The sequence below is a fragment of the Streptomyces sp. DvalAA-14 genome, assembly GCF_900091855.1.
Lineage (GTDB): Bacteria > Actinomycetota > Actinomycetes > Streptomycetales > Streptomycetaceae > Actinacidiphila.
The window spans coordinates 19,700-42,781 of the sequence record NZ_FMCH01000171.1; the positions used below are offsets into that span (position 1 = coordinate 19,700).

15 protein-coding genes and 2 pseudogenes are annotated in these 23,082 nt (G+C 70.1%); 3 read left to right on the plus strand and 14 right to left on the minus strand.

Annotated elements, in window-relative coordinates; all coding sequences use genetic code 11:
• Positions 1-112: 112 nt before the first annotated feature.
• The 4 genes from GA0115240_RS39150 to GA0115240_RS36100 form a co-directional block, all read right to left on the minus strand.
• Entirely contained in the window at positions 113-709 is a 597-nt protein-coding gene (locus GA0115240_RS39150; protein ID WP_370673295.1) for an SUKH-3 domain-containing protein, read from the minus strand.
• 129 nt (positions 710-838) lie between these two features.
• Complete coding sequence (locus GA0115240_RS36745; RefSeq protein ID WP_161302110.1) at positions 839-991, minus strand: hypothetical protein; 153 nt, start codon at positions 989-991, stop codon at positions 839-841.
• A gap of 14 nt (positions 992-1,005) precedes the next feature.
• A complete protein-coding gene (locus GA0115240_RS36095) occupies positions 1,006-1,422 on the minus strand; it encodes a hypothetical protein (protein ID WP_141708776.1) in 417 nt (138 codons plus the stop codon).
• A 15-nt stretch (positions 1,423-1,437) separates the two neighbouring features.
• Complete coding sequence (locus tag GA0115240_RS36100) at positions 1,438-1,842, minus strand: hypothetical protein (protein WP_141708777.1); 405 nt, start codon at positions 1,840-1,842, stop codon at positions 1,438-1,440.
• 659 nt (positions 1,843-2,501) lie between these two features.
• On the opposite strand from GA0115240_RS36100, the pseudogene GA0115240_RS08495 reads away from it, so the two are divergent.
• Positions 2,502-3,047: pseudogene (locus GA0115240_RS08495) on the plus strand (tyrosine-type recombinase/integrase); the annotation flags it as partial.
• 417 nt (positions 3,048-3,464) lie between these two features.
• Here GA0115240_RS08495 and GA0115240_RS08500 read toward each other — a convergent pair.
• A complete protein-coding gene (locus GA0115240_RS08500) occupies positions 3,465-10,451 on the minus strand; it encodes an RHS repeat-associated core domain-containing protein (protein ID WP_093736041.1) in 6,987 nt (2,328 codons plus the stop codon).
• A gap of 418 nt (positions 10,452-10,869) precedes the next feature.
• Here GA0115240_RS08500 and GA0115240_RS08505 point away from each other — a divergent pair, with 418 nt between their 5' ends.
• On the plus strand, positions 10,870-15,822 hold the full coding sequence (locus tag GA0115240_RS08505) for a LamG-like jellyroll fold domain-containing protein (RefSeq protein ID WP_256069610.1): 4,953 nt from the start codon (positions 10,870-10,872) through the stop codon (positions 15,820-15,822).
• Positions 15,823-15,926: 104 nt separating this feature from the next.
• Here the strand turns inward: GA0115240_RS08505 and GA0115240_RS08510 are convergent.
• The 4 genes and pseudogenes from GA0115240_RS08510 to GA0115240_RS08525 form a co-directional block, all read right to left on the minus strand.
• A pseudogene (locus GA0115240_RS08510) lies at positions 15,927-16,631 on the minus strand (DNA polymerase beta superfamily protein); the annotation flags it as partial.
• Positions 16,632-16,774: 143 nt separating this feature from the next.
• Positions 16,775-17,170: a hypothetical protein gene (locus GA0115240_RS08515; RefSeq protein WP_093736043.1), complete on the minus strand. Its 396-nt coding sequence runs from the start codon at positions 17,168-17,170 to the stop codon at positions 16,775-16,777.
• A 100-nt stretch (positions 17,171-17,270) separates the two neighbouring features.
• Complete coding sequence (locus GA0115240_RS08520) at positions 17,271-17,726, minus strand: lamin tail domain-containing protein (protein ID WP_093736044.1); 456 nt, start codon at positions 17,724-17,726, stop codon at positions 17,271-17,273.
• Positions 17,727-17,855: 129 nt separating this feature from the next.
• Positions 17,856-18,245 carry a BlaI/MecI/CopY family transcriptional regulator gene (locus tag GA0115240_RS08525; RefSeq protein WP_093736045.1) on the minus strand — a complete coding sequence of 130 codons (390 nt, stop codon included), beginning with the start codon at positions 18,243-18,245 and terminating at the stop codon, positions 17,856-17,858.
• 163 nt (positions 18,246-18,408) lie between these two features.
• Between GA0115240_RS08525 and GA0115240_RS08530 the strand changes: the two genes are divergently transcribed.
• On the plus strand, positions 18,409-19,404 hold the full coding sequence (locus GA0115240_RS08530) for an undecaprenyl-diphosphate phosphatase (RefSeq protein WP_093736046.1): 996 nt from the start codon (positions 18,409-18,411) through the stop codon (positions 19,402-19,404).
• A gap of 134 nt (positions 19,405-19,538) precedes the next feature.
• Here the strand turns inward: GA0115240_RS08530 and GA0115240_RS08535 are convergent, their stop codons facing one another.
• From GA0115240_RS08535 to GA0115240_RS08555, 5 genes are all read right to left on the minus strand, one after another.
• Positions 19,539-19,976, minus strand: a complete 438-nt coding sequence (locus GA0115240_RS08535; RefSeq protein WP_161302112.1) for a universal stress protein — start codon at positions 19,974-19,976, stop codon at positions 19,539-19,541.
• 185 nt (positions 19,977-20,161) lie between these two features.
• Positions 20,162-21,442, minus strand: a complete 1,281-nt coding sequence (locus GA0115240_RS08540) for a PP2C family protein-serine/threonine phosphatase (protein WP_093736055.1) — start codon at positions 21,440-21,442, stop codon at positions 20,162-20,164.
• 159 nt (positions 21,443-21,601) lie between these two features.
• Entirely contained in the window at positions 21,602-22,042 is a 441-nt protein-coding gene (locus GA0115240_RS08545; protein ID WP_093736048.1) for a hypothetical protein, read from the minus strand.
• 74 nt (positions 22,043-22,116) lie between these two features.
• Complete coding sequence (locus tag GA0115240_RS08550) at positions 22,117-22,545, minus strand: cupredoxin domain-containing protein (protein ID WP_093736049.1); 429 nt, start codon at positions 22,543-22,545, stop codon at positions 22,117-22,119.
• A gap of 80 nt (positions 22,546-22,625) precedes the next feature.
• Entirely contained in the window at positions 22,626-22,997 is a 372-nt protein-coding gene (locus GA0115240_RS08555; protein WP_237554717.1) for a ferritin-like domain-containing protein, read from the minus strand.
• Between the last annotated feature and the right edge of the window lie 85 nt (positions 22,998-23,082).

Below are 23,082 nucleotides of genomic sequence, written 5' to 3' on the forward strand. Positions count from 1 at the left end.
CGCGGCGGCTCCGCCCGTGGCCGCTGCCGAGGCGATCCAGGTGAGCCCTCCCTGGGCCAGGGCTTCATCCCCTCTGATGCCCGAACCCAGATCAACGGGCGATCCGCGCTCACTATGAGGTCCAGGCCCTCCCGAGGCGTGCTTCCGATGCTCCACAGGCCGTTCGCGTAAGCGGCCAGAGCGCCGTCCTGCCGCATGAAGACATGCGAATAGCTGAGCCACCAGCCGACGGGAAACCACGAGCCGCCGATGGCCGAGCCAATCGCCAAGGATTCGTCCTGATGTCTGCCGCCACCCCCCCGTCAACAAAAAAGGGTTCACCGTCTACGAAATTGGGGCCGTCCTCACTGGCTGGCCCGATTTTCAGGCCCCGGAACGATTCGAGAAATTCGGCTACCCCTGGACTCGAGATGTACCCCTGCCTCTCCAGAGACTGGATATCGAAGGACACGTCGAGATGTCGATCGGGATACCAGCCGGCCAGCCGCAGTGCGAAAACCGTTGCCGGGTTCAACCGGGAGGTCAAATCCCCAGGCCCATCACTCACTAGTAGTTCACTCCCAAGCTGTCCATTCTGCGCGGCATGGCCGGGGTGGGCAAGCGGGGCGGCGACGTAGCGGCCGGCCCCGGCCCGGCCGCGCGCGACCCGCGCAAGCGGGTCGCCTTGAACCAGTAAAGAAACTCTGAACAGCTCCCCCGCGACACCCACCGGGCGCGCCCTGACAAAGTTGCCGAACGGCTGCGGCCGCAGCAGGTAGCCCTGGGCGACCCAGTGACTGGCTTATGCCAAGCATGGGCTGGGGACAATCAGCTCTGCCGCGCCGAGTCGCATCGGTGGTCAGCCGTTCTTGCGGAAGACGGTCTTCCGAGCGCTTGGGCTGGTTTCGAGTTCCTGGACGCGGTCGCGCAACTCCGCAGTCTGCTCCAGGGCACCGCTGAGTCCGGCGATCCGCTGTGTCGTGCAGCGCGCCTCCGCTGACGTTGCCGTCACGCCATTAAGGTGCATCAGTCCGGATGCGCGAGAGACGAAGTCGCGCCGCCTGCCGAAAGTTCACCAACGGCCACAAGAAGCCCCTGTGCCATATTCGTCAAATTTTCCTTGAAAGCCCCAACCCTGTCGACAAACGCTTCTTCTGAATTGAAAGATGTGGGCAGCCACATTAGAAGAACATAGAGGGCATGGATCTGCTCCTCCGACAGACACAGTTCAATCCTTCCATTGGAGCCGTCCCCCTTTTCAACATCCTCGATAGCGGACAGAAGTTTACGCGAGGCCGGCCCAAGAATTAGCGACCGCTGGGCCGGATCCGCAACGTACTCCGAGAATGTCCTGACGCTGTTAACCATCACCAAGTACTGAGAATTGACCAGGTCAAGTGCAAAATTTCCATCCTTGCGAGCAAGGATCACTTTTCTTCTCACGGATCACCCACCCCATCACTTCGGTGCGAAACGTGCCGCAAAGTCCGCAGGACTCATTGTATAGCCGTGGATCATTCGAGTATTCCGAATAATCGCGACGCCCTTATTTGAATCGTAGAGGGCCTCTGCCCCGGAACTCCCACTCCTCACCACGGCGTCCACGTGAGTGAAAGTTGCATTCTTGAAACTCGCAAAGTAGTTCCCGAGTCCGGCGGGATCGTGTCCAATTCCCGGTATCACGTGATCGCCAGCGTTTTTGGTCTCCTGAGCCGTGGCCTCCGGACCATCGGCTGAATTCATTCGCTGCACCTGATAGTCGGCACCATCGGCAATCTGCGGCCCGTGAGCATCATCGATGGAATTGTATGTATCTTCATCGAGCCCGCCGAATTCTTGGTCAATACCGTCGCAGTTGTGCACCAGGACCGGCGTGGTCCCGGCGAGTACATAGTACGTGTGACACGTGCACCCGCTCTACCTGCGTTTTCGCAGGTCAAGCGATATTCAGCGGTTCGCCGAAGTGCGCGTTCGGCCGTGGTTGTCCGTGGTTGTTGCCGTCACTACTGCCGTCAAGGGTCTAGACCAATCGGGAAGGCCGGTCGCCTCTCGGCGGTTCGGCGGTCGATTGCCGAGGCGGCCCTCGGTCGGCGTGCGGCGGGGCTCGTAGGTCGGCCAGCCCTGTAGCCCGGAAGCAGGGCGGGAGGGGGTGGTCGACGGCAGACGGTCGGGAACTTCGCCCCCCCGCCGGAGGCGTCGCCGGCCACCGCACCCGGTGCGCCCGGCGTCGGACGTGAAGGGCCGAGCCCCTGGCTTGCCCTGTGCCTGCGATCCGGCCGAAGGACGGTCGTAGGCGACAACATGCTGTGCGAAGCACCGGGACTCTACGCCCTCAACCTGCCTCTGATGGAACCAGGTTGGGCCCAGCTTGCGCCTGGGTCTGGTCGCTCGCCGACGCCCGGAACGGGCGTTGCTCGCCCGACGGTGGGTCGGTCGGCGATGTCCGGCCGGCTCAGACGGGCAGGGGCCGCCTTGAACCTCGTAGAGAAAATTTGGACGCACCCCCGGCCCCTGGCACGTTCGACCTGACCGGCGGAACCGCCAGCTTCCGCTGCACACTCCAATGCACCAACACCGCCGGCCTGACTGCCCGGCCGACCAAGACGCAGAGCTCCGAGCGGCGCATCGCCCTGCCCACCGAGTGCCTGCGCTCCCTCGAACAGCACCGCGCCCGGCAGCGCCAGGAGCGCGAATCGGCAGGGACGGGCTGGAAGGCGAGCGGGTACGTCTTCACCCGCCCCGACGGCAACCCGATCGAAGGAGCCACCCTCACCGGGAACTTCAACGCCCTGCTCCGCCGCGCAAGGCTGCGCCGCATTCGCTTCCACGATCTCCGGCACTCGGCGGCGACCCTCCTCTTGGAGCAGGGCGTCGAACTCGTCGTCATCAAGGAACTCCTCGGCCACGCCCGCATCGGCGTCACCGCCACCGTCTACGCCCACGTCCGACTCCGCCTCCAGCGCGACGCCATCGACCTCCTCGGCAACGCCCTCCGGGCCCCGGCCGAGGCCGCCGTCCGACTCGGCGACGGCGACGAACCGCCGCCTTGTGCAGCAGTCGTCCGCTGACGTTGCCGTCAACTACTGCCGTCAGAAGCCCCAGAAGCCCCGCCTGGAACCCTCCCGGCGGGGCTTCTGGACGTCTTGCCTTTCAATGTACGGGACCTATGGAGTAGCCACCAAAGTGGGTCTCGGCGCAGTCAGGGTGCGATCCTGGCCTCAAAGAAGGGATCGGCTAGTCCTCCGCAGGATCGATGGATTGCCGAATCCCATTTGATTCCGCAAAGGCAGCCTCTGCCTCAGAACGGACACGAACTTTTTCCTCGTTCGATGGAATTACTTCCGCGAGAAAAAGCAGGGCCCGCCCTATATCCTCCCTCCATTTTGCGTAGGCAATGCTGTCCGTACCACTGTTTGGCTTCTCTGATTTAACGCGCCTGAGATTCACCAGGGCGGACTTCAGCCGAGGATCAACTGGCCACATGGTCAACCGGTCCCAATTCCAAGGAGCGGCAGGGTTCGCTGACACGATGGACAGGGACCTAGGAGATCTCCGTGTTCTTCATAACTCCACATGGGTCCTCCATCCTTCCATCCACCTCCGCCAATTTTCACCGTTTGTACTGTGGCTCCCCTTAGCTCGATACTGTCGTTTTCCAGAGCCGCAGCACAGTTTATTTCCGCGCAACCTCCGTGCCCTTGAGCATCCGCAATCGCGCGCGCGGTTTTCTCCGGAAGTGAACCTGTACGAGTGTCGGCACTCGTTGCATATCGTACTTTGCCGTCAGCGGAAGTGATCTTGGAGGCTGTTGCTGGACGCCCACCTGGTCCGGATTTCGTGGTGTTCATGATGTTGTCGGCGAAATCAAGGAGATCATCGTCAGCTTCGTCGCAGTTATGAACCAGCACCGGCGTGTTGCCCGCCAGTACATAGTACGAGTGCAGGCCCGCGATGGTGAGGTCGTAGGTGATCGCGGTGGTGTGGTAATTGCGGATGGCGGTGACGGTCGCGAAGGTGCCGTTCGGCTCGCGGAGGTGGGTGCCGGGGGTCAACTGGGCCGCGTCGGTCCACTGGTGGGTGGTGGCGTCCCAGAAGGGGTGGTGCCAGGTGGTGGTGAGGACGGCGGTCGCGCCCGGCGCCGTTGTCGACGCCGACGCCGGCATCGTCTTCGGTGTCGTCCTGGACGCGGTCTTCGCCGGATCGCCCTTCGGCGTCGGCGCCGCTGCCGAGGTGATGGTGAGTGCGGTGAAGTCGTGGTCGGTGGTGGTCTTGATGACCCGCTGCACCGCGTGGGCCGAGGTGTCGCCGGTTTGCGGGTCGGTGGCCAGGACCGTGTCGCCGGCCTTGACCGAGGCGATCGGCTCGCTGGTGCCGTTCGCTTCGAGGACCGGGGTCGTGCCGGTGAAGCTGTGGGGAACGAGGCAGGAGGCGCCGTCCTCCGCCAGGTCGGCGGCTTCCTTCTCGGCCATCTCCTCGCCGGCCTCGTAGGCGGCGATCTCCAGTTCGTCCTCGCCGCCGGTGAGGAAGAAGCCCGCGACCAGTCCGGCCGCCTGGGCGCACCCGCCGAGTGAGGGGTTGGAGACGCAGCCGACCACGTCGGAGGCGCCGCTCACGTGGTAGGCGATGTCCGCGCCCTTCTTCAGGTCGCTGGTGAACGACCCCCACATGGACTTCTTCTTCGGCTTGGCCTTCGGCTTGGGCAGCGGGTGGCTGAGCTCGTACTGGTACGTGTAGTAGCTGACGTCCTGCTGGTAGCGCAGCTTGGCGTACTTCTGCGTCGCGTGGCCGTGGCTGTCGGTGTAGCCCTGGTCGTGGTACCAGTCGGTCATGTCCTTGACGTTGCCGAAGCCCAGGCCGCTGACGTCGTCGTAGAGCATCTGGCCGGTGGGATCGGAGCCGGTGACCGGGTCGTTGCCCGCGTAGTCGTAGCCGCCCAGCTGGGTCGGGTCGGTGGCTTCCAGGACCGGGTCGGGGGACAGGAACCGCCCGCTGGACGGGTCGTATTCGCGGGCGCCGAGATTCTCCAGGCCGGTCGCCGGGTCGGGGGTGCCGCCGACGTAGCCGTCGTCGCCGCCCGGCCACACCCCCGGGGCGGTGCGGGACTGGCCGAAGGGCAGGTAGGAGCGGCGGGTCGGGGCGAGCGTCTGGTAGTCGATGGCGAGGGTGTCGGTGCCCTGCCGGTCCGGGATCAGGTACTGGACGTCGCCGGTGCTGGAGCGCTCGGCGATGGTGGTGCCGGCGATGTCGTAGTAGCGGGTGCCGGTCGTCGTGCCGGTCGCGGTGTTCTCCTCGACCTGCTGGCCGTCCAGGAAGAGGGTGGCCTTGCCGGGGTCGGTGCGCAGCACCAGGTTGCCGTCGGTGTCGTACAGGTACGAACTGGTGCCGCCGGTCGCGGTGTCGGAGAGCGAGCCGAGGTTGCCCTGGTCGTTCCAGCTGAGCGTCTGGGTGCCGGACTGGGTGGTGATGGTGTGCTCGTTGCCGGCCGCGTCGTAGGTGTAGTTCGCGGTGTGCGCGGTCGCGGCGGGGCCGGTGGCGGTGGTCGCGCTGAGGGTGTTCGGCTGGTCGGTGGCCGAGCCCTGCGTCGGGTAGGTGTAGCTGGTCGCGGTGTCGGCGGCGGTGTTGCCGGCGGTGTCGTGGTCGGTCTGGGTCTTGCGGTTGCCGGCCGCGTCATAGGTCCAGGACTGCCAGTACGGGTTCGGGCCGCCGACGGTAGGGCTGTTGCCCGGCGCCGGGGTGGCGGCGCAGGCGTCGGTGGCGGTCCAGGCCGCCGACAGGCGGGTGGCGTAGTCGTACTGGTAGCACTGGGTGTCGCTGACCGCGCCGCTGTTCTGCTGATCGGTGGTGGAGGTGATCAGCCCGGCGCCGGCCGAGACGTCGGCGTCGGTGTAGCTGTACTTGGTGTCGTCGACGACCGTCGTGGCCGTGGCGTCGGTGGTCTTGGCCTCGGTCGGGCGCTGGGTCTGCGGGTCGTAGCCGAGAGTGAGCGCCACCCAGGTGCCGTTGGGGCCCATGGTGTACTGCACCGGGTTGCCGTACTCGTCGTAGCCGACGGCGCCGACGTAGTCCCAGGCGGTGGTGCCGGAGCTGGCCGAGCTGGTCGGCTGGCCGTACAGGTCGTAGCCGTAGTCGAGTTCCTCGCCCGGCAGTCCGCCGGCCGCGGCGTAGCTGCGGGTGGCCGGCAGTCCGGACACCGCGGTGTAGGTGCGGCTGGTCAGATAGCCGCCGCTCGGCGCGAGGGCGGCCTCGGCGGCGGGCAGGTTCGCCAGCGTCTCGCGCTGGCTGCCGGCCAGTCCCAGGCTGTTGTAGTTGAGGACCGTGTTCGTCACCGCGGGGCTGGTGGTGCCCATCTGGTAGGACGTGGTCGCGGTCGGGTAGCCCTTCTTCAGGGTGTCGTACGTCCAGGCGCTGATCTCGTTCGCGGCCGACGGGGCCGCGCTGCCCGAGGTGTCGTACGCGAAGGTCTTACGCCCGTCGAGGTCGTAGGTGTAGGTGGTCTGCTTCCCGCGCGCGTCCGTGGAGGTGAGCAGCTGGCCGGCGTTGTCGTAGGTACTGCTGCTGGCGCCGGCGTCCGGGTCGACCGCCGAGGTCTGGTTGCCGAGCAGGTCGTAGGACCAGGACCAGGAGTTGCCGGCCGCGTCGGTCTCGCCGGTGCGGTTGCCGCTGGCGTCGTAGCTGTAGTGGGTGTCGGAGTAGTCGGCGGCGGGGTCGCTCGGGTCGGCCGGTACGCCCTGGTGGTACTGGTACAGGTCGGTGGTGTTGCCGCGGGCGTCGAGGAAGGTGCTCTGCGCCACGCCGCCCTTGGGCGGCACGGTGGTGGTGACGTTGCCGCCGTAGCTGGTGGTGGTGCGCCAGGTCTCGGTGCCGAGCGCGTAGGCGATCGAGGCGGTCTGCCGGCCGGCGCCGTCGTACAGCAGGCCGGTCGATGACGGGATCGTGCCGGACTGGGCCTGGACCAGCGTGCCGGAGGGCGCGCCGGTCGTGTAGTAGGGGTCGGTGGTGCTGGCGGTCAGACCGTCGGTGTTGTAGACGGTGTCGGTGACGTCCCGGCCGCCGTCCATCGTCGCCGTCTGGGTCTCCCGTTGCCGCAGCAGCGCGTCGTAGAGGACTTCGCTGGTGCGGTAGGTGTCCTTGGCGTCGTTGTTGAGGGTCTGGGTGGTGACCACCGAGGGGGCGCTGTTGGAGATGGTGTACGTGTACTTCTCGTAGGCCGCGGTGATGCCGGGTTTGAATTCGGCGGTGATCCGGCCGAGCGCGTCGTACTGCTTCTTGGTGACGAAGCCGCCGGGGTCGGTCGACTGCAGGGCCAGGCCGCGCAGCGGATCGTAGGTGGTCGTGGTGATGAGCGTGGTGATCGGGTTGGTGATGGCCACCGACGTCGGGGCCGCGCCGGTGGCGGGCGTGTAGGCGGTTCGGGTGGTGCGGCTGTCGGCGTCGGTCGCGGTGAGCGCGCGGCCGTATTCGTCGTAGGTGCCGCTGGACATGGTGACGAAGGCCGGCGTCGAGCCGCTGTAGGAGGCGGCGTTCTGCGTCATCGTGACCAGGCCGGTGGTGGGCGCCGCCGCGAACGTGGTCGAACCGTCGTAGAAGGTCCGGGTGTCGGAGACGGCGTCGTGCGGCAGTGCCGGGGTGGTGGCGCAGTTCACCGACACGGTGGTGTTCTCGTCCGGCGCGTCCAGGATCCACGCGGTGGTGTTGTCGGCGTAGCTGACGGTGGCGCACTGGTCGTCCGCCGCGGTGGTGACGTCGCCCAGGTCGCTGGTCCTGGTGACGCGGCCGTAGCTGTCGTGGGTGTAGTCGGTCTCGGTCTCGCCGGTGCGGCCGTCGGAGAACGGGGTGTAGACGCGCTCCTTGCTCTCACCGGTGAGGTAGGACTTCTGGGCGGGCAGCGCGGTGCCGAGGCTGTGGGTGGCCATCGCCGCGGAGGTCCACGGGTCGCCGATGGTGTCGGTGACGACCTTGCCGCTGTCCGCGCCGTCGTACGTGACGGTCTCGTAGGTGTTGCCCGCGTACTGGTCGGAGTCGGTGACCGCGGGGTCGCCCCGGGAGTCGGTGACGGTCGCCGACCGGGTGCCCTGGTTGGGCAGGGTGTCGCCGTCCATGCCGCGGAAGTAGGTGTAGTCGGTCTCGGACACCGGGTCGGGCGCGGTTCCGGTGGTGACCTTCATGCCCTGGTAGCCGCGGAACTCGTCCCAGGTGCGCTGGCTCGCCGGCGTGAGGGGACTGTCGTCGTAGTGCCAGGCCGGGGTGCCGATGGGGACGTAGTGGGTGGCGATGTCGTCGTGGACGCCGCCGCTGGTCGGGTCCTGCTCGGTGACGCCGGTGACGACGTACTTGTTGAACCAGTCCTCGATCGGCTTGGTCGCTCCGCCCGGGGTCCAGTACGACGGGTAGCACAGCTTGGTGTTCTGGCTCGGGTCGCTGGGCACGCCGGACGCGCAGGCCGCCGAGGAGTAGCCGACGCTGATCTTCTCGTCGCTCTCGGTGATGATGCTGTTCAACCGGTGCCGGGTGATCGGCGGGTAGCCGTCGGTGACGTCCACCCGGTTGGACAGCGCCTCGCCGTCCAGCGTCACGGGGGGCATCGGCAGCGTGGCGCTCGATCCGCCGGCGCTGATGTCCTGGCCGGTCCGGGTGATGGCCGACAGCCACAGCGACGGCGTGGTGGAGTCACCGGTGGGCGGGAAGCTGTGGGTGAAGCTCCACGCGTCGACATCGGTCTCGGTGCTGCCGACCAGCGCCTGGGTCTGGACGCCGGTCAGCTCGTACTTCGACCAGAAAGTGGGCGAGTTGATGGTGCAGGCCGCGTTCTGCGCGCACTGCAGGTCGTAGGGGACGTCCGGCCAGTCCTTGGCGGTGCTGGAGGTCAGGGTCGAGACGGCGCAGCCGGTCGGCGAGGTGTCGCAGCGGCCGTTGACATTGAAGGTGACGCGTCCGGCCGGGGAGGTGGAGTACACCTGGCCGGCCCGCTGGCCGTAGTCGATCTTCCAGAGGTATCCGCCGCGGGTGTACGGGGTGGTGGCGCTGGTCCCCAGGTCGCGGGCGTAGTAGCCGGTGTCGTCGGTGTAGTAGTAGGACGACGCGTCCTGGTGCGCGTCCACGACGTAGTCGAGGTTCCACCGGTAGGCCTGCTGGCACCAGGAGTTGGCGAACGTCGCGTTGTAGCAGGGCTGTCCGGAGGCGGTGGCGTACACCGGCTCGGTCCACACCGAGTTGGTGGCGGTGCTGGTGGAGGTGTAGCCCGGCAGCTCGTTGAGGCCGAAGTAGTACTGGGTGCCGTCGTCGGTGGTGACGATCCAGTACTCGCCGCTCTGCGCCCCGTTGACGGCGCCGGTCTTGTACTGGATGCGCTCGTTGGCGTCGTCCTGCGGGTGGTAGTCGCCGGTGGCGTCGTCCTTGATCAGTGTCGAGGAGCGTCCGGCCAGTGACATGGTGAGGGTGTTGCTGTCGGACCAGCAGCTGTCCTCGGTCTTGGTGGCGCCCGCCGGGTTCTGGTCGCAGGACTGGTAGGAGCGCTCGATGAAGCCGGGGTCGTAGTCGAAACCGTCGCCGACCCAGGATGCCTGGTTGTTGGTGGAGGAGGTCAGTCCGTCCTGGGACTGGGAGTTGTAGTCGAGCGAGACGCTGGGCTCCAGGCCGCCGGGGACGCTGGGCAGGCTGATCGGGTAGGACCAGCTGAAGGCGTCCGAGCTGCCGCCGGCCTGCCAGGAACCGGACGGCAGGAGCGAGGTCGCGGCGAAGTCGCCGCCTCCGCCGCCGGCGGAGCCGGCCGCTGCCAGCACGGTGGCGGGCGCGGCGCCGGCCAGGTCGACGTTCGCGGTGAGGGTGCGGGCGGTGGCGTCGTCGGTCGACGCGACCGGTATCTGGGTGCGGCAGCTCGCCCGTTCGGGGGTGGTCAGCGCGCAGGCCGGCAGCGACACCAGGTGCAGCCGGGAGGCCCAGTCACCGCCGAAGGCGGGGGCGAACCGGCTGTAGTCCAAGGTCAGTCCGACACCGGCCTCGGCGCTGCCGGTGTCCTCGCGGGTCAGTGAGAGCAGCACGCCGGAGATGCCGGCGGCCTGCGCCCGGGCCCGGGGCAGGACCTGGACGCCGACACCGGACGGGGTCGGCACGGCGGGCGTGGCGGTCTTCGCCACCGCGGCCGTCCCGGCGCTCTTCGCCGCGGAGGTCCCGTGCCCGGCCGCCGGCCGGGCCGCCGTCGCCGTGCCGATCCACACCGGCAGCGAACCGGCGCGGACCGGCGCCGACCGGCCGGCCGCGCTGCCGCCGGGCGCCGTCGTCAGGGAGACATCAGCGCTGCCGGCCGGCCAGGAAACGGCCGGCGGCCGATAGGACGGCGTCGCCTTCGGCTTGGTGTAGTGCGAGGCCACCGGGGTCACCGGGACCGGTTTGGTGTGCGGGGGCGACGGCGGCTTGGCGACCGTCGCCGCGGCGGCCGCGGGCGCGACCTGGAGAAGCGCGGCGCATACGGCCATCGCTCCGACTGCCGCGGTGAAAGCACGCAGTGCCAGATGCCCGGACCGTCGTCCGGACCGTCTTCCGGTCCGTCCACCCGCTCCGCCCGCCCTGCCGCCTCGGTTCAAGCCCCTACCGGAAGCCACCGTGTCCCGCCCCTCGCAGTCCGCGCGATCCCTCGATCGCTTGGGAAGCTACCAACGGCAAAGTCCCAGGTGAGATCCGTTGCCCACTCCAGACACACTCTTTACCTCCATTACTTCCCCTCACTTCCGCCACATTCGGGCGGAATCGAACGTTCCACCGAACATCGGCTCTGGCTTGGGCAGTTGCCCTCTCCTAGCGTCAGTTGCGGCCGGACCCTCCGGCTCCTGGACGGGAGATCTCGTGACGCGCCTGCACCACAAACCAGCCCGGCGGGGCGGAGTCGGCCCGGCAGTGCGGACAAGAACAGCCGTTCTGACCGCACTTGCCCTGCTGACGTCCGCCGCGGTGACCGTCCCCGCCTTCGCCACCCCCTCCCCGCCACCCGCCGGCACCCAGCCGAACTACTCCTCCGGCCAGTCCGCCCCGGTCACCGGCGACTCCCCGGCCGACCCCGGCACGCCCCGGCTGCCGGACGGCTACGGACCGACCGCCCAGCAGCAGCAGGCCATGCGGGCCGCGGCCGCGACAACCGGCGCGACGGGGAAGGCCACCGTCGTGGACGCGCTGACCACGGCCGACCAGCAGATCAGCGCCGTTCCCGGCGGCGGCTTCGAACTCACCGCAAACGCCGAGCCGGTCCGGGCCCGGAAGCAGGGCGGCTGGGTCCCGGTCGACACCCGGCTCCGCCGGGCCGCGGACGGCAGCTGGTCACCCGCCGCCGCCGCGTACGGCACGGTCGCCTTCTCCGGCGGCGGCGACAACGCGCTGGTGACCAGCCGCTACGACGGCGTGACCGTCGCCCTGCGCTGGCCCGGCACGCTGCCCGCACCCACGGTCAGCGGCAGCACCGCGACATACGCCTCCGTGCTGCCGTCCGTCGACCTGGTGGTCGCCGCGACGTCCAGCGGCGGCTTCACCGACACCCTCGTCGTCAAGTCCGCGGCGGCGGCGCGCAATCCGTCACTCGCCGAACTGCGCCTGGGCACCACGGTCAAGGGCGGCCGGCTGCTGCCGACCGCCGACGGCGGGCTCGCCGTCCATGACACCCGGGGACGCGAACTCCTCACCGCGGCAACCCCCTTGATGTGGGACTCCAACAAGAAGCTGCCCGCGGCCAAGAAGGCGAGCGCGGCCGACCGGGGCGCCGCCGCCGGGAGTTCGGACGGTTCGGTCCCCGTCGCGGCCGATCCCTCCGACACCGCGCATCCCGGACTGGCCGCCCGGGTCGCCCCCGTCGCGACGAGCACCACAGCGTCGGCCCTGGCGCTCGAGCCGGACCGGCGCCTGCTGGCAGCGCCGTCCACGGTCTTCCCGGTCTACATCGACCCGACCTTCAACTGGCATCCCTACGACCCTGTCGCGCCCGCCTACGACGAGGTCAAGCAGGGCTGCCCCGGGGTCTCCTTCTACGACAACGACGGTCAACTGGCCGACGGCGGACACCTGGGGGTCGGCTACAACGGCTGGCCGGAGGGCGACTGCCACACCGGCGCCGAGCACGCCGTCTACCAGTGGAAACTGTCCTCCACGCTCTGGGGCGCGCACATCAACACCGCGACGGTGAAGGCCAGCGAGGTCTACTCCGCCGCCTGCTCCGGCACCTACACCGTGAACCTGCACTGGACCGGCGGGATCGGGTCGAAGACCGACTGGAGCAACCGGCCCAAGAACAACAGCTATTCGACGACCGCCGGCTTCGCCCGCGCCTACAACCCGGACAACTGCCCCTCCAATCCGTCCGTCGCCGAGGGCTTCAACGTCCTGACCCCGCTGAAGGCCGACGCCTCGGGTCACGCCTCCTCGTTCACCGCCTCGCTCAGCGAGGACGGCCTGGAGTCCAGCCACACCGACACCGGCTTCTCCCGCTTCTCGGACAACCCCAGCTTGGAGGTCTTCTACAACACGATCCCGTCGGTGCCGTCCGCCTCGACCATGGCCGCGATCTCCGGCGCCGACGACGCCGCCTGCGACACCACCGCGCCGTACCCGTACATGGGCAAGACACTGGCCAGCACTCCGCCGGTGCTCGAGGCGAAGGTGTCCGACAAGGACGGTGACAAGCTGCGGGCCACCTTCCAGTACTGGGTGGACGGTTCGACCACCAAGGCGACCGGCCTGAGCGACGACAACATCGCCAGCGGCAGCTACGCCAAGTACACCCTGCCCGCCGCCTTCGTCAGCTCGCTCACCACCGGCAAGACCGTCGACTGGCAGGCCGAGGTCAGCGACGGCGAGGACAGCACCGTCATCACCCAGTCCCCCACCTGCCACTTCACCGCCGAGCCCACCGCCCCCAACGCACCGACCGTCACCTCGGAGAACAACCTGTTCCCGAACACGGACAACGGCGGCGGGGTCGGCGCCCAGGCGGGCACCACCGGTGTCTTCGACGTGGCCACCTCGGGCGGCACCTCGGCCACCAAGTTCTACTACTCGGTGGACATCGCGCCGGCCACCAGCAACCCGCCGGCCTCCGAGGTCGTGACGGCCGCCGCCAACGCCGCCAAGATCAGCCTCAAGCCGTACTCGGCCGGCCCGCACACGCTGTACGTCTACGCGGTGGACGCGGCGGGTGACGTGTCCGGCGTGGGCAGTTACCCCTTCCTCGCCACCGGCGACCCGAACACCCCCTGCGCCAGCCTCAGCGCGTGCTTCAACAACACCGGCATCAGCGCGGACACCGCGACCACGCAGGCCGACATCGACGGCAGCGGCGACAGCCTGTCCGCCACCGACCTGGCCAACGCGGGCTGGGCGAGCGGCGGGAAGGTCACCGTCGACGGCGCCACCTTCACCCTGCCGGCCTTCGGCGCCGGCCAGAAGGACAACCTGCTGGCCGCCAACCAGACGGTGGCCTACGCCGGTTCGGGCAACGCCCTGGAGTTCCTGGCCACCACCACCTACGGGAGCCAGGCCACCCCCGGCGCCATCGCCGGCGACGCCACCGCGCCCTACGTGCCGGAGGGCACCACCGTCTCCGGCTCGTACTGCTTCATCGGCACCGACCCGCAGGGCACCTGCCCGGCGGCCGGCACCATCACCTACACCGACGGCAGCACCACGCCGTACGACCTGACCGTGCCCAACTGGTGGATGGGCGGCACACTGCCCGCCGTCACCCTGCCGCACCGCAACGACGCCACCGGCACGCACGCCAGCCCGCACGGGCTCTTCGCCTTCTCCGTCCCCACCGACCCGACCAGGACCATCGCCTCGGTGACGCTGCCCGACGTGGGCAACCACATCGGCTACGACACCCCGTCGCTGCACATCTTCGGCATGGCCACCCGCAACACCACCGCGGGCACCCCCGAGGCCAACGGCGCCACGGCGGCCGCGCCCAGCGGCCAGTCCTGGACCGGCGCCTGGGCGAGCCCCAACGAGGGCCAGTACAACTTCCAGGGCGCCGACTTCTCCAACCAGACCTTCCGCATCGCCCTCAAGCCGTCGCTGTCCGGCGGCACCGTCCGCGTCAAGCTCGACAACGCGCTGGGCGCCAGCAAACTGTCCATCGGCCATGCCACCATCGCCGTCGACTCCGGGTCCGGGGCGCCGTCCCCGATCCCGGCCGGGGCTCCCGGCACGCTGAAGTTCGGCGGCGCCCAGGCCGTCACCATCCCGCAGGGCGGCTCGGTGTTCAGCGATCCGCTGCCGTTCACCGTCACCGCCAACCAGTACCTGCTGGTCTCCTACCAGTTGTCGAACGCGGTGCCCTATCTGGTCCAGCACTCCTTCGCCAACACCGCCTACGAGTACCTGACCGCGGTCGGCGCCGGCGACAAGACCACCGACACCACCGGCACGCCCTTCGCCCAGCAGTGGAACGGCTGGTACACCGACCTGGTCACCAACCTCGACGTCACCTCGGCCGGCACGCCCACCCAGGCGCTGCTCGGCGACGGACTCATCGACGCCTTCCAGCCCGGCACCACCCCGGTGACCAGCGGGAGCCGGGTGGCCGACGCGATGGCCGCCGCCGAACCCACCACGCCGCATCCGTACGGCACCATCTCCGAGGGCATCGAGTCCAACGACCTGATGACCGACAACCCGCAGACCTTCAACAGCAAGATCATCGGCGGCCCGTCGGTGCTGTCCCGGATCGACCGCGATCTGCTCGACCAGCCCGGCATCAGCAACGTCATCATCACCGAGGGACTCGAGGACCTGCTGGAGGGCAACAGCAGCGACGATCTGGAGGCCAACGGCTACACCGCGCTCGTCCAGCAACTCCAGAGCCGTGGAATCACCACCACGCTCGCCTCCCTGACCCCCTGCGACGCCTACGCGGGTGACGGCGCCACTCCCAACGACCCCTGCACCAGTGACGTCGACACCAACCGGGGCGCCGTCAACGACTGGATGAGCAGCATGCCGCTGGGCACGCCGTGGGACACCGTGCCGCCGCCGGTCTACTTCGCGGACTTCGACACCGCCCTCGCGGTGCCGGACGCCGCCGACGGCGAGGAGAAGCTGGCGGCCGCCGCCGACACCGGTGACCACGTCAACCTCACCAACGCCGGTTACGCCGCCGAGACCACCTCGATCCTCTCCCCGCACGACACCTGGGCCCTGGACGACGGCGACGGCTTCCCCGTCGCCACCGACACCGCACCCACCGACACCCCGACCACCGTCAACGACACCACCGGCGTCGGCGGCAACCCGCTCACCCTGGCCGGTGCCACCACCTGGACGGCCGACGCCACCCGCGGGGAGACGCTGACCTTCGACGGCGCGACCGCCGAGGCGGACAGCGCCGCGCCCGTTCTCAGCACCACCGGCAGCTATTCGGTGTCCGCGTGGGTGAAGCCGTCCGCGCTCCCGGCCCGCAACGCCACCGTCGCCGCCCAGGCCGCCACCGAGAACAGTCCCTTCTACCTCCAGTACAACGAGGTCGGGGCCGGCGCCCCCGGCTGGTCCTTCAGCCTCGCCAAGGCCGACACGCCCAGCCCGGGCTTCTGGAACGCCGCCACCACCGGGGCCACCCTCAACGCCTGGACGCACCTGGTCGGCACCTACAACGCCACCACCCACACCATCCGTCTCTACGTCAACGGCACTCTCACCGCCACCACCACCGGCGCCACCTCGTACGCCTCGACCGGCCCCTTCGTGGTCGGCCGCGACCAGTACGACGGCGTCCCGACCGACTACTTCCCCGGCTCGGTCAGCGACCTCCAGGCCTGGAACTACACCCTCAGCCCGGACCAGGTGACCGCTCTCCACCAGCAGATCCCGTAATCACGCACGGACGGAAGCCGGTCGGCGCGCGGTCCCGCGCGGCACTCAGCCGCGGGGGGCCGCGCGCCGGCCACGGATCAGCGGCGCCGGTCAGCCGACACCGGTCAGCCGGCGCCGGCGTCGTCCCGGCGGTGGTAGAAGTGCGCCCGGACCCGCCGGAGCCATGCCTCGACCGAGGGCTCGTCGGGGTCGGCGGGCAGGGCGCTCGGGGTTTCCTCGAAGAGGGTCTCGAAGCGCCGGAGCATCGGGAGGGCCGCGGCGGGGTCCGCCGCCACCTCCTCGCCGAAGCGGTGGTACGCGTCGGGGTCCTCGACCCGGATGCTCAGCCGGCCGGTGGCGTAGAGCTCGTATCCCTGATGGCACAGCCGGCGCAGGTGGCGGGCGTGCTTGGCGGTCCGGTTGCGGGTGTCCGCGCCGAAGGTGCCGTCGGCGCGGTCCCTGAGCCGTCTGAACTGACCGCTGGCGTAGCCGAGATACGCGTCACGGACGCGCCGGGCGGACAGCAGTGAGCCGCGCAGGCCGATCAGCTCGTCGCCGAGCGGGGTGCGGATCTCGTACAGCTCGTCCGGCAGCCAGACGAGTTCCATCGCGGTCGGGTTGCCGCCCAGGGCGAGCCGGCACCACTTCGCCGCCTCGTGCAGCGTGCGGTCCGGGTGGGTGCTGACGTGCGAGTCCTTGGGGGCGTGCAGCCCGTGCAGGTCCTCGGTCGGGGCCGCGAAGAGGGCGAGCCGGTCGATGTCGGAGCCCGCGCGGGCCAGCCCGTAGGCCGTGGATCCGACGATGCCGGACAGCAGGACGTGCACAGCGGCCTCCTCGGCTGGGCGGTCCGGCCATCATGCGGGACCGGCCGGCCGGCGGGCCAGCGGGTTTCCGCGGCGCCTGCCGGGCCGGACCCGGACGACACGGCGCCCCCGCCGCCCGAGCGGGACGGCAGGGGCGGTGATCGCGCGGGTCAGGCGCCGGGCCGCTCGTACAGCGCGTTCAGCAGCCGGTCCAGACCGGCCAGGTCCGGATGGTGCGCGGCCATCCGCAGGCCCCGGCCGTGGTCCCGTACGCCCTCGCGCGTCCGGGAGGAGATCCCCGCCTCCACCGGAAGGGCGGCCGGGGACCGGACCGCCGCCGCGCACACCCGCCGCAGCGCCGCGCTGAACGACCGGTGCGCGGCCCTGATCGGCCGGGCGGCTTCCTCCGCCATCGCCGACGCCTCGGCCCGCACCACGAGCAGATAGGGGCCGCGCCGCACGAGCGCCTCGTCGACGGCCGCGCGCGCGGCTTCCGGATCGAGCCCGGTGCGGGCGGCGACCCGGACGGCCAGTCGGTCCAACAGGATCTGCTGCGAGTCGGCCATACCTCATCATCCCCCACCGCGGCCCGGCGCGCCCCGCGAAGACGGCGGCCGGGCAGCGGCCCCGGCCGTCAGCGCCCGGCGGCCGGCCCCGCGGCGGGGCTCAGCACCACCGGTAGGCGAACTTGGTGGTGTTGTACGAGCAGGTGTCGACGGTCGCACCGGTGGACTTGCGCAGCGTGGCGGTGTCCTTGTCGTTGTTCCACACGTACCAGGAGCGGCCCTGGTAGCGGTTGGTCGACGTGTTCGTGCCCTTGCCGGTGTGCACCGCCACCGTCCGGCCGGCGGCCAGCGTGAAGGAGCCGAAGGTGTAGACGTGGCGGCTGGCGTCCGTCAGGGTCCACTTGGTCAGACTGACCGGCTTCGACGTCGAGTTGGTGATCTTCACCCACTCGGCGTCCAGGCTCTTGACGGAGCCGGTGTCGCTGCCCGGGCTGTTGTAGTAGATCTCGTACAGGTGGAGCGAGCCGGTGGCGGCCCCGGCCGGAGTGGGCGCGACGGCTATGCCGGCGGCGGCCGCCGTGACGGCCGCGGCGGCGATGACGCGAGAGCGGAGCATGGAACGTCCCTGACGTAGGGCCGGGCACCCCCCATATCGGGCCCGGCGGAGCCCTCAGCGTAGAGACGCCCTCCGCACGCCGGAACCGCTGTTACAAGATCCGGACAAGTGCCGTGCGGGAGAGGGTCGCTAGCGGTCGCGGTCCAGGTCGGGGCCGAGGAGGCGGCGCAGCAGGTTCTCGTCGGCGGCGGAGAGGTTGTCGACGAAGCGGGCCAGGACGGCCTGGCGGTCGGGGAGTTCGTCCAGTACGCGCTGCATGCGGCGGGCGGCCAGGCCCGGTTCGTCGGCGATCGGGGTGTAGGCGTAGGCGCGGCCCCGGGGGGCGCGGCTGAGGAGTTGCTTGATGTGCAGGCGGGTGAGGACGGTCACCACCGTGCTGTAGGACAGGCGGTTGTTGAGACGTTCGACCAGCTCACCGGCGGTCAGCGGAGTTCCGGCCCCGTGCAGGGCCGCGAGTATGTCCGCTTCCAGTGCGCCGTTGGGCCGCTTGCGGCCGCTCCCGTCGGTGTGCTCCGGCATGGGTTTGCCATTCCTCCACTCGTCTTCTACATTCGCAGTGAGCTTCTACACCGGTGTAAAGGCACGCCTGCTCTGCCAGTGTGCCATGCGGTCCGACGACGGGCGGCGTCCGGGCCGGACCGCCGGGGAGCGGCTCCACCTCCTACGTCCACAAGGGATCTCCGTGTCGGATCTGTCCTATCTCCAGGCCGTGGTCATCGGCGGCCTCCAAGGGGTGACCGAGCTCTTCCCGGTCTCCAGCCTCGGGCACTCCGTGCTCGTCCCGGCGCTCATCGGCGGCTCGTGGCAGCACCTGGTCACCGAGAACGCCAGCGGCGCCTCCGACGGCTCCCCCTACCTCGCCTTCGTCGTGGCGCTGCACGTGGCCACCGCGATCGCCCTGCTGGTGTTCTTCCGGCGGGACTGGGACCGGATCATCCGCGCCTTCGGAACCACGCTGCGCACCCGGAAGGTCACGACGTCGACCGAGCGGCTGGCCTGGCTGGTCGTGGTGGCGACCGTGCCGGTCGGCCTGACCGGGCTGTTGCTGGAGCGCAGCTTCCGCACGCTGTTCGCCAAACCGCTGGCCGCCGCGGTCTTCCTCACCGTGAACGGACTGATCCTGCTGCTCGGCGAGCGCCTGCGCCGCACCGCGGAGGCGCGCATGCCCCTGCCTGTCGGCGAGACCCCGGTGCCGGTCGGCTCGGGAGGCGCCGCGTATCAGGTGGCGGCCGAACCCGTCGCCCAGCCGCCCGCCCAGCCGGGCGCCGGCGTGCTGCCCGCCGCGGCGGCCACCCGGACGCTGGAGACCCTCGGCTACCGGGAAGCGGCCGTCATCGGTGTGTTCCAGACGCTGGCGCTGCTGGCCGGCATCAGCCGTTCCGGCATCACCATGGTCGGCGGGCTGCTGCGCGGCCTGGACCACGAGGACGCCGCCAAGTTCTCGTTCCTGCTGGCCACTCCGGTGATCCTGGCGGCCGGCCTGCTCAAGCTGCCCAGCCTGGCCGGCCCGGCCGCCGCCCACATCCACGGCCAGGTGATCGCCGGCTTCCTGGTGGCGGGGGTGGCCGCCTACGCCGCCGTCCGGTTCCTGTCGCGCTACTTCACCACCCGGACGCTCACCCCGTTCGCGATCTACTGCCTGGTGGCCGGGGTGGGCAGCATCATCCGCTTCGCCTGAGCCGCCCCGGGGGCAGCGCCGGTCCGCCGGGCCGGGAGCAACCGGCCGGCGGACCGATCGGGCCGTTCAGGCCCGCTGTTCAGGCCGCGCAGTTCAGGCTCGCAGTTCAGGAAGCGCTGTTCTGGCCTCGCAGTTCAGGCCTCGCTGTGGACGAGCAGCACCGACACGGGCGAGGCCTTCGCCACGCCCCGGCTCACGCTCGAGTGCAGCAGCGCGGCGATCCCGCTGTAGTGGCCGGGGCCGACCGCGATCAGGTCGCTGCCGAGCGCCTCGGCCCGCTCCACCAAAATGGCGGCCAACTCCTCGCGCAGGCCCTCGTCCACCTCGCCGTCCGCGGTGATCCCGTCCTCCCGCAGCCGGACCAGCGCCTCCTCGACGACCTGCCGGCCTTCCGCGCTCTCCTCCGCGGTGACCACGGCGCCGCCGGTGAGACCGCCCGCGATGACCTGGGAAGGCCGGATGTGTATGACGTGCACCTTCCCGCCGGTCAGCTTGGCGAGGGACGCCACCGCGTCCAGCACCGCGGTGCCGTGCGCGGAACCGTCGACAGCGGTGAGGATGTTCTTGTACATACGATCAACTTCCTTGTTCTCAAGGGGTCTCACGGTGGGCGACCCTGCCGTACCCATCAGCGGCCGAGAACAAGGCCCCATTCCCCGATCCGGTGTGAAAACCGCCACTGGCCGCAGGCCCGCGGCCCCTTCCGGCGGCCTTTTCCGGCGGCCTTTCCCCCGGCGGCGCGGCCGCCGGTCGGGCGTCAGGGGGCGTCGGGGACCCGTACGGTCATGACGGCGATGTCGTCGCGGCCGTCGCCCGGGTGCTCGTCCGCCAGCAGCTCGCACAGCTCGCCGGGCGGCAGCGACGCGTGGGCGGCGACCAGTTCGGCCAGCGAGCGCAGCCCCGTCTGGATCGGGCGATGGCGGTGCTCGATCAGCCCGTCGGTGAACAGCACCACGGTGGAACCGTCCGGGAGACGGCAGTTGCTGTCGTAGCGCGGGAGGTTGAGGTCCACGCCGAGCGGAAGGCAGGGGTCGTCGTCGAGATACCGCGGTGCCTGGCCGGGGGCGAGCAGCAGTGGCGGCGGATGGCCCGCGTTGCTCCATTCCAGTGACCACTGTTCGCCCCGGCGGTCGATCCGGGCCAGCAGCGCGGTGGTGACGAGGCTGCTGGGCATGGCGTTCAGGGCGAGGTCGAGCTGGGTCAGCATGCGGCTGGGCTGGCGCAGCCGGGTGTAGAGCAGGGCGCGCAGCATGCTGCGGGTCTGGGACATGGCGGCCGCCGCGGTCAGGTCGTGCCCGCAGACGTCGCCGATGGCCATGCAGCAGCTCCCGTCGGGCAGCGTCAGGGCGTCGTACCAGTCGCCGCCGAGCTGATCGGGCTCGGCGGCGGGCCGGTAGACGGCGGCGGCCCGGAACGGCCCGAGGTCGGACAGCCGGGGCAGCAGCAGGCGCTGGAACTTCTCGGAGTCCGCGCGGACCTGCTCGTACAGCCGGGCGTTCTCGATGGCCACCGCGGCGGCTCCGGCGAGCGCCACCACGACTTCCTCGTCCTGCGCGTCGAAGGGGCGGCCGTCGCGCCGCTCGGAGAGGTAGAGGTTTCCGTAGACCCGGCCCTGGACGGTGATGGCCACGCCCAGCAGGGTGTCCATCGGCGGATGGCCCGGCGGGAAGCCGGCCGACGCCGGGTGGGCGCGGATCTCGTCCACCCGCAGGGGCTGGGGGTGCTGGATGAGGTAGCCGAGCAGGCCCCGGCCGCGGGGCAGCCCCACGCCGGCCAGGTCGGCGACCTCCTCGTCGGACAGGCCTTCCGGGATGAAGACCGACAGTCCGTCGCCGTCCTCGGCGAGCACGCCCATGGCGCCGTACCGCGCGCCGACCAGGCCCATCGCGCTGGTCACGATCCGCCGCAGCACCCTCGACAGGTCGAGATCACGGCTCACCGAGAGCATCGCGGCCAGCAGCGTGTGCAGCTTCTCCTGGGTCCTGCCCAGTTCCTTCAGCTGGTCGGCGATCCGCAGCAGGTCGTCGTTCGGCGGCATGGGCGGCGCCGTCGGCTCGAGCTCTTCGTCCCCGTCCACCGCTCCGCCCTCCAGCCGCCGGGAAAACGATGATGTTCCTCCCCATATCCTCCCGGATATCCCCCTACCGTCTCATCCGCCGAGCCGGCCTGTCGCGGGCGGCACCCCGGGCGAGGCGGGTCATTTCATCCGCCGCCGCCTGCTGAACCAGTGGCTGATCAGCAGGAAACTGACCGCCAGGATCGTCACGACCTGGGAGCCCGCGCTGATCTTCTTGTCCGTGGTCCAGATGGGCTCGTACAGGTCGGGCAGCGGGCCGATCGACCCGAGGTCGTCGTAGCGGTAGATCAGCACCGCGAACAGGCCGCCGGCGGCCACCAACCAGGCGAAGATGTCGCCCACCGGGCGGCGCAGGAACAGGACGAGCAGGACGGCCAGGCTGGCCAGTCCCGCTTCGAGCCGGAACAGGTCGCCTTCGCTGATGTCCGAGCTGACCAGGTCGTACTGGTCGGCGAGATCGGCGTGGATGCCGGCGTTCACCGCGAGGCCGGCGGCTGCGATCAGCCGGACGACGAGATACGCGATCGTGCCTCCGGTGGTGCGGTGCCTGGCCTTCGCCATGCCGCCTGCCTTCGGGTCGGGGTGCTTCGGGTGGGCCCGCCTGCCGGTCACCGCCGCGGGGGCCGGGACGGCGGTCAGCCGACGCTGAGGGTGCCCTTCATGAACGGGTGGATGGTGCAGATGTAGTCGAACATCCCGGCGTGCTTCGGGGCGGTGAACGTCGCCGACGAGCCGGGGCCGATGGTGCCGGTGTCGAAGGACGAGTTGTCGACGGCGGTCAGCGTGTGGGCCGTGGTGTCGTCGTTCTTCACCAGGACCGTGCTCCCCGGGCGGACGGTCAGCGCGGCCGGGCCGAAGGCGAAGTTCTTGATGACGACGGTGGCCGAAGGCGCGCCGGTCGGTGCGGCGGACGCGGACGCGGAGCCGGTCGGCGGCGTACTGGTGGCGCCGGACCCGCCGCCCCCGCCACCGGAGTCGGAACAGCCGGCCAGGGCCAGCAGGGCGCCCGCCAGTGCGGCACCGGCCAGGCGCCGGCGGCGTACGGGAACGCGGGGGGCGGTCAACGGGGCCTCGCAGCTGGGGAGGGCAGGAAGGGTGACGGGGCGGCCCGCGGGTTCCGGCGGGCCGCCCCGGGTCAGGTGGGTCAGACCGTCAGGAGCGTCGGGCTGGCCGCCTTGTTCGTGGGCAGGAAGGTGTCCGGCACCGGGTACTGGCCCAGCACGAAATGCAGGATCGAGGCGTGCATCGCCTCCACGGGGGCGATGGTGGCCGCGGTCTCGATCCCGGTGGGGCTCTTGATGGTGGAGGTCGCGAAGAGATACGTCTGCGCGGCCTGGTCCTCCAACTGCAGGGCGAGTTTGGCCACGTCGCCGACGTTGGTCGCCTTCTTGACCGCCGCGGTGACCTGGGGCTGGCTGGACAGCGGCACATTGGTGATGGCGGGCTTGCCCGCCGCGGTCAGCACCGCGTTCCATGCCTTGGCGTGGTCGGTGTGCTGGGCCATCGCGGTGGTCATGAGGTGGTGACGGCCGGCGGGACGGTGCCGAGCTTGCCGGCTTGGCCGCGGTCAGCGCGCTCTGGTAGACGCCGACGGCCTGGTT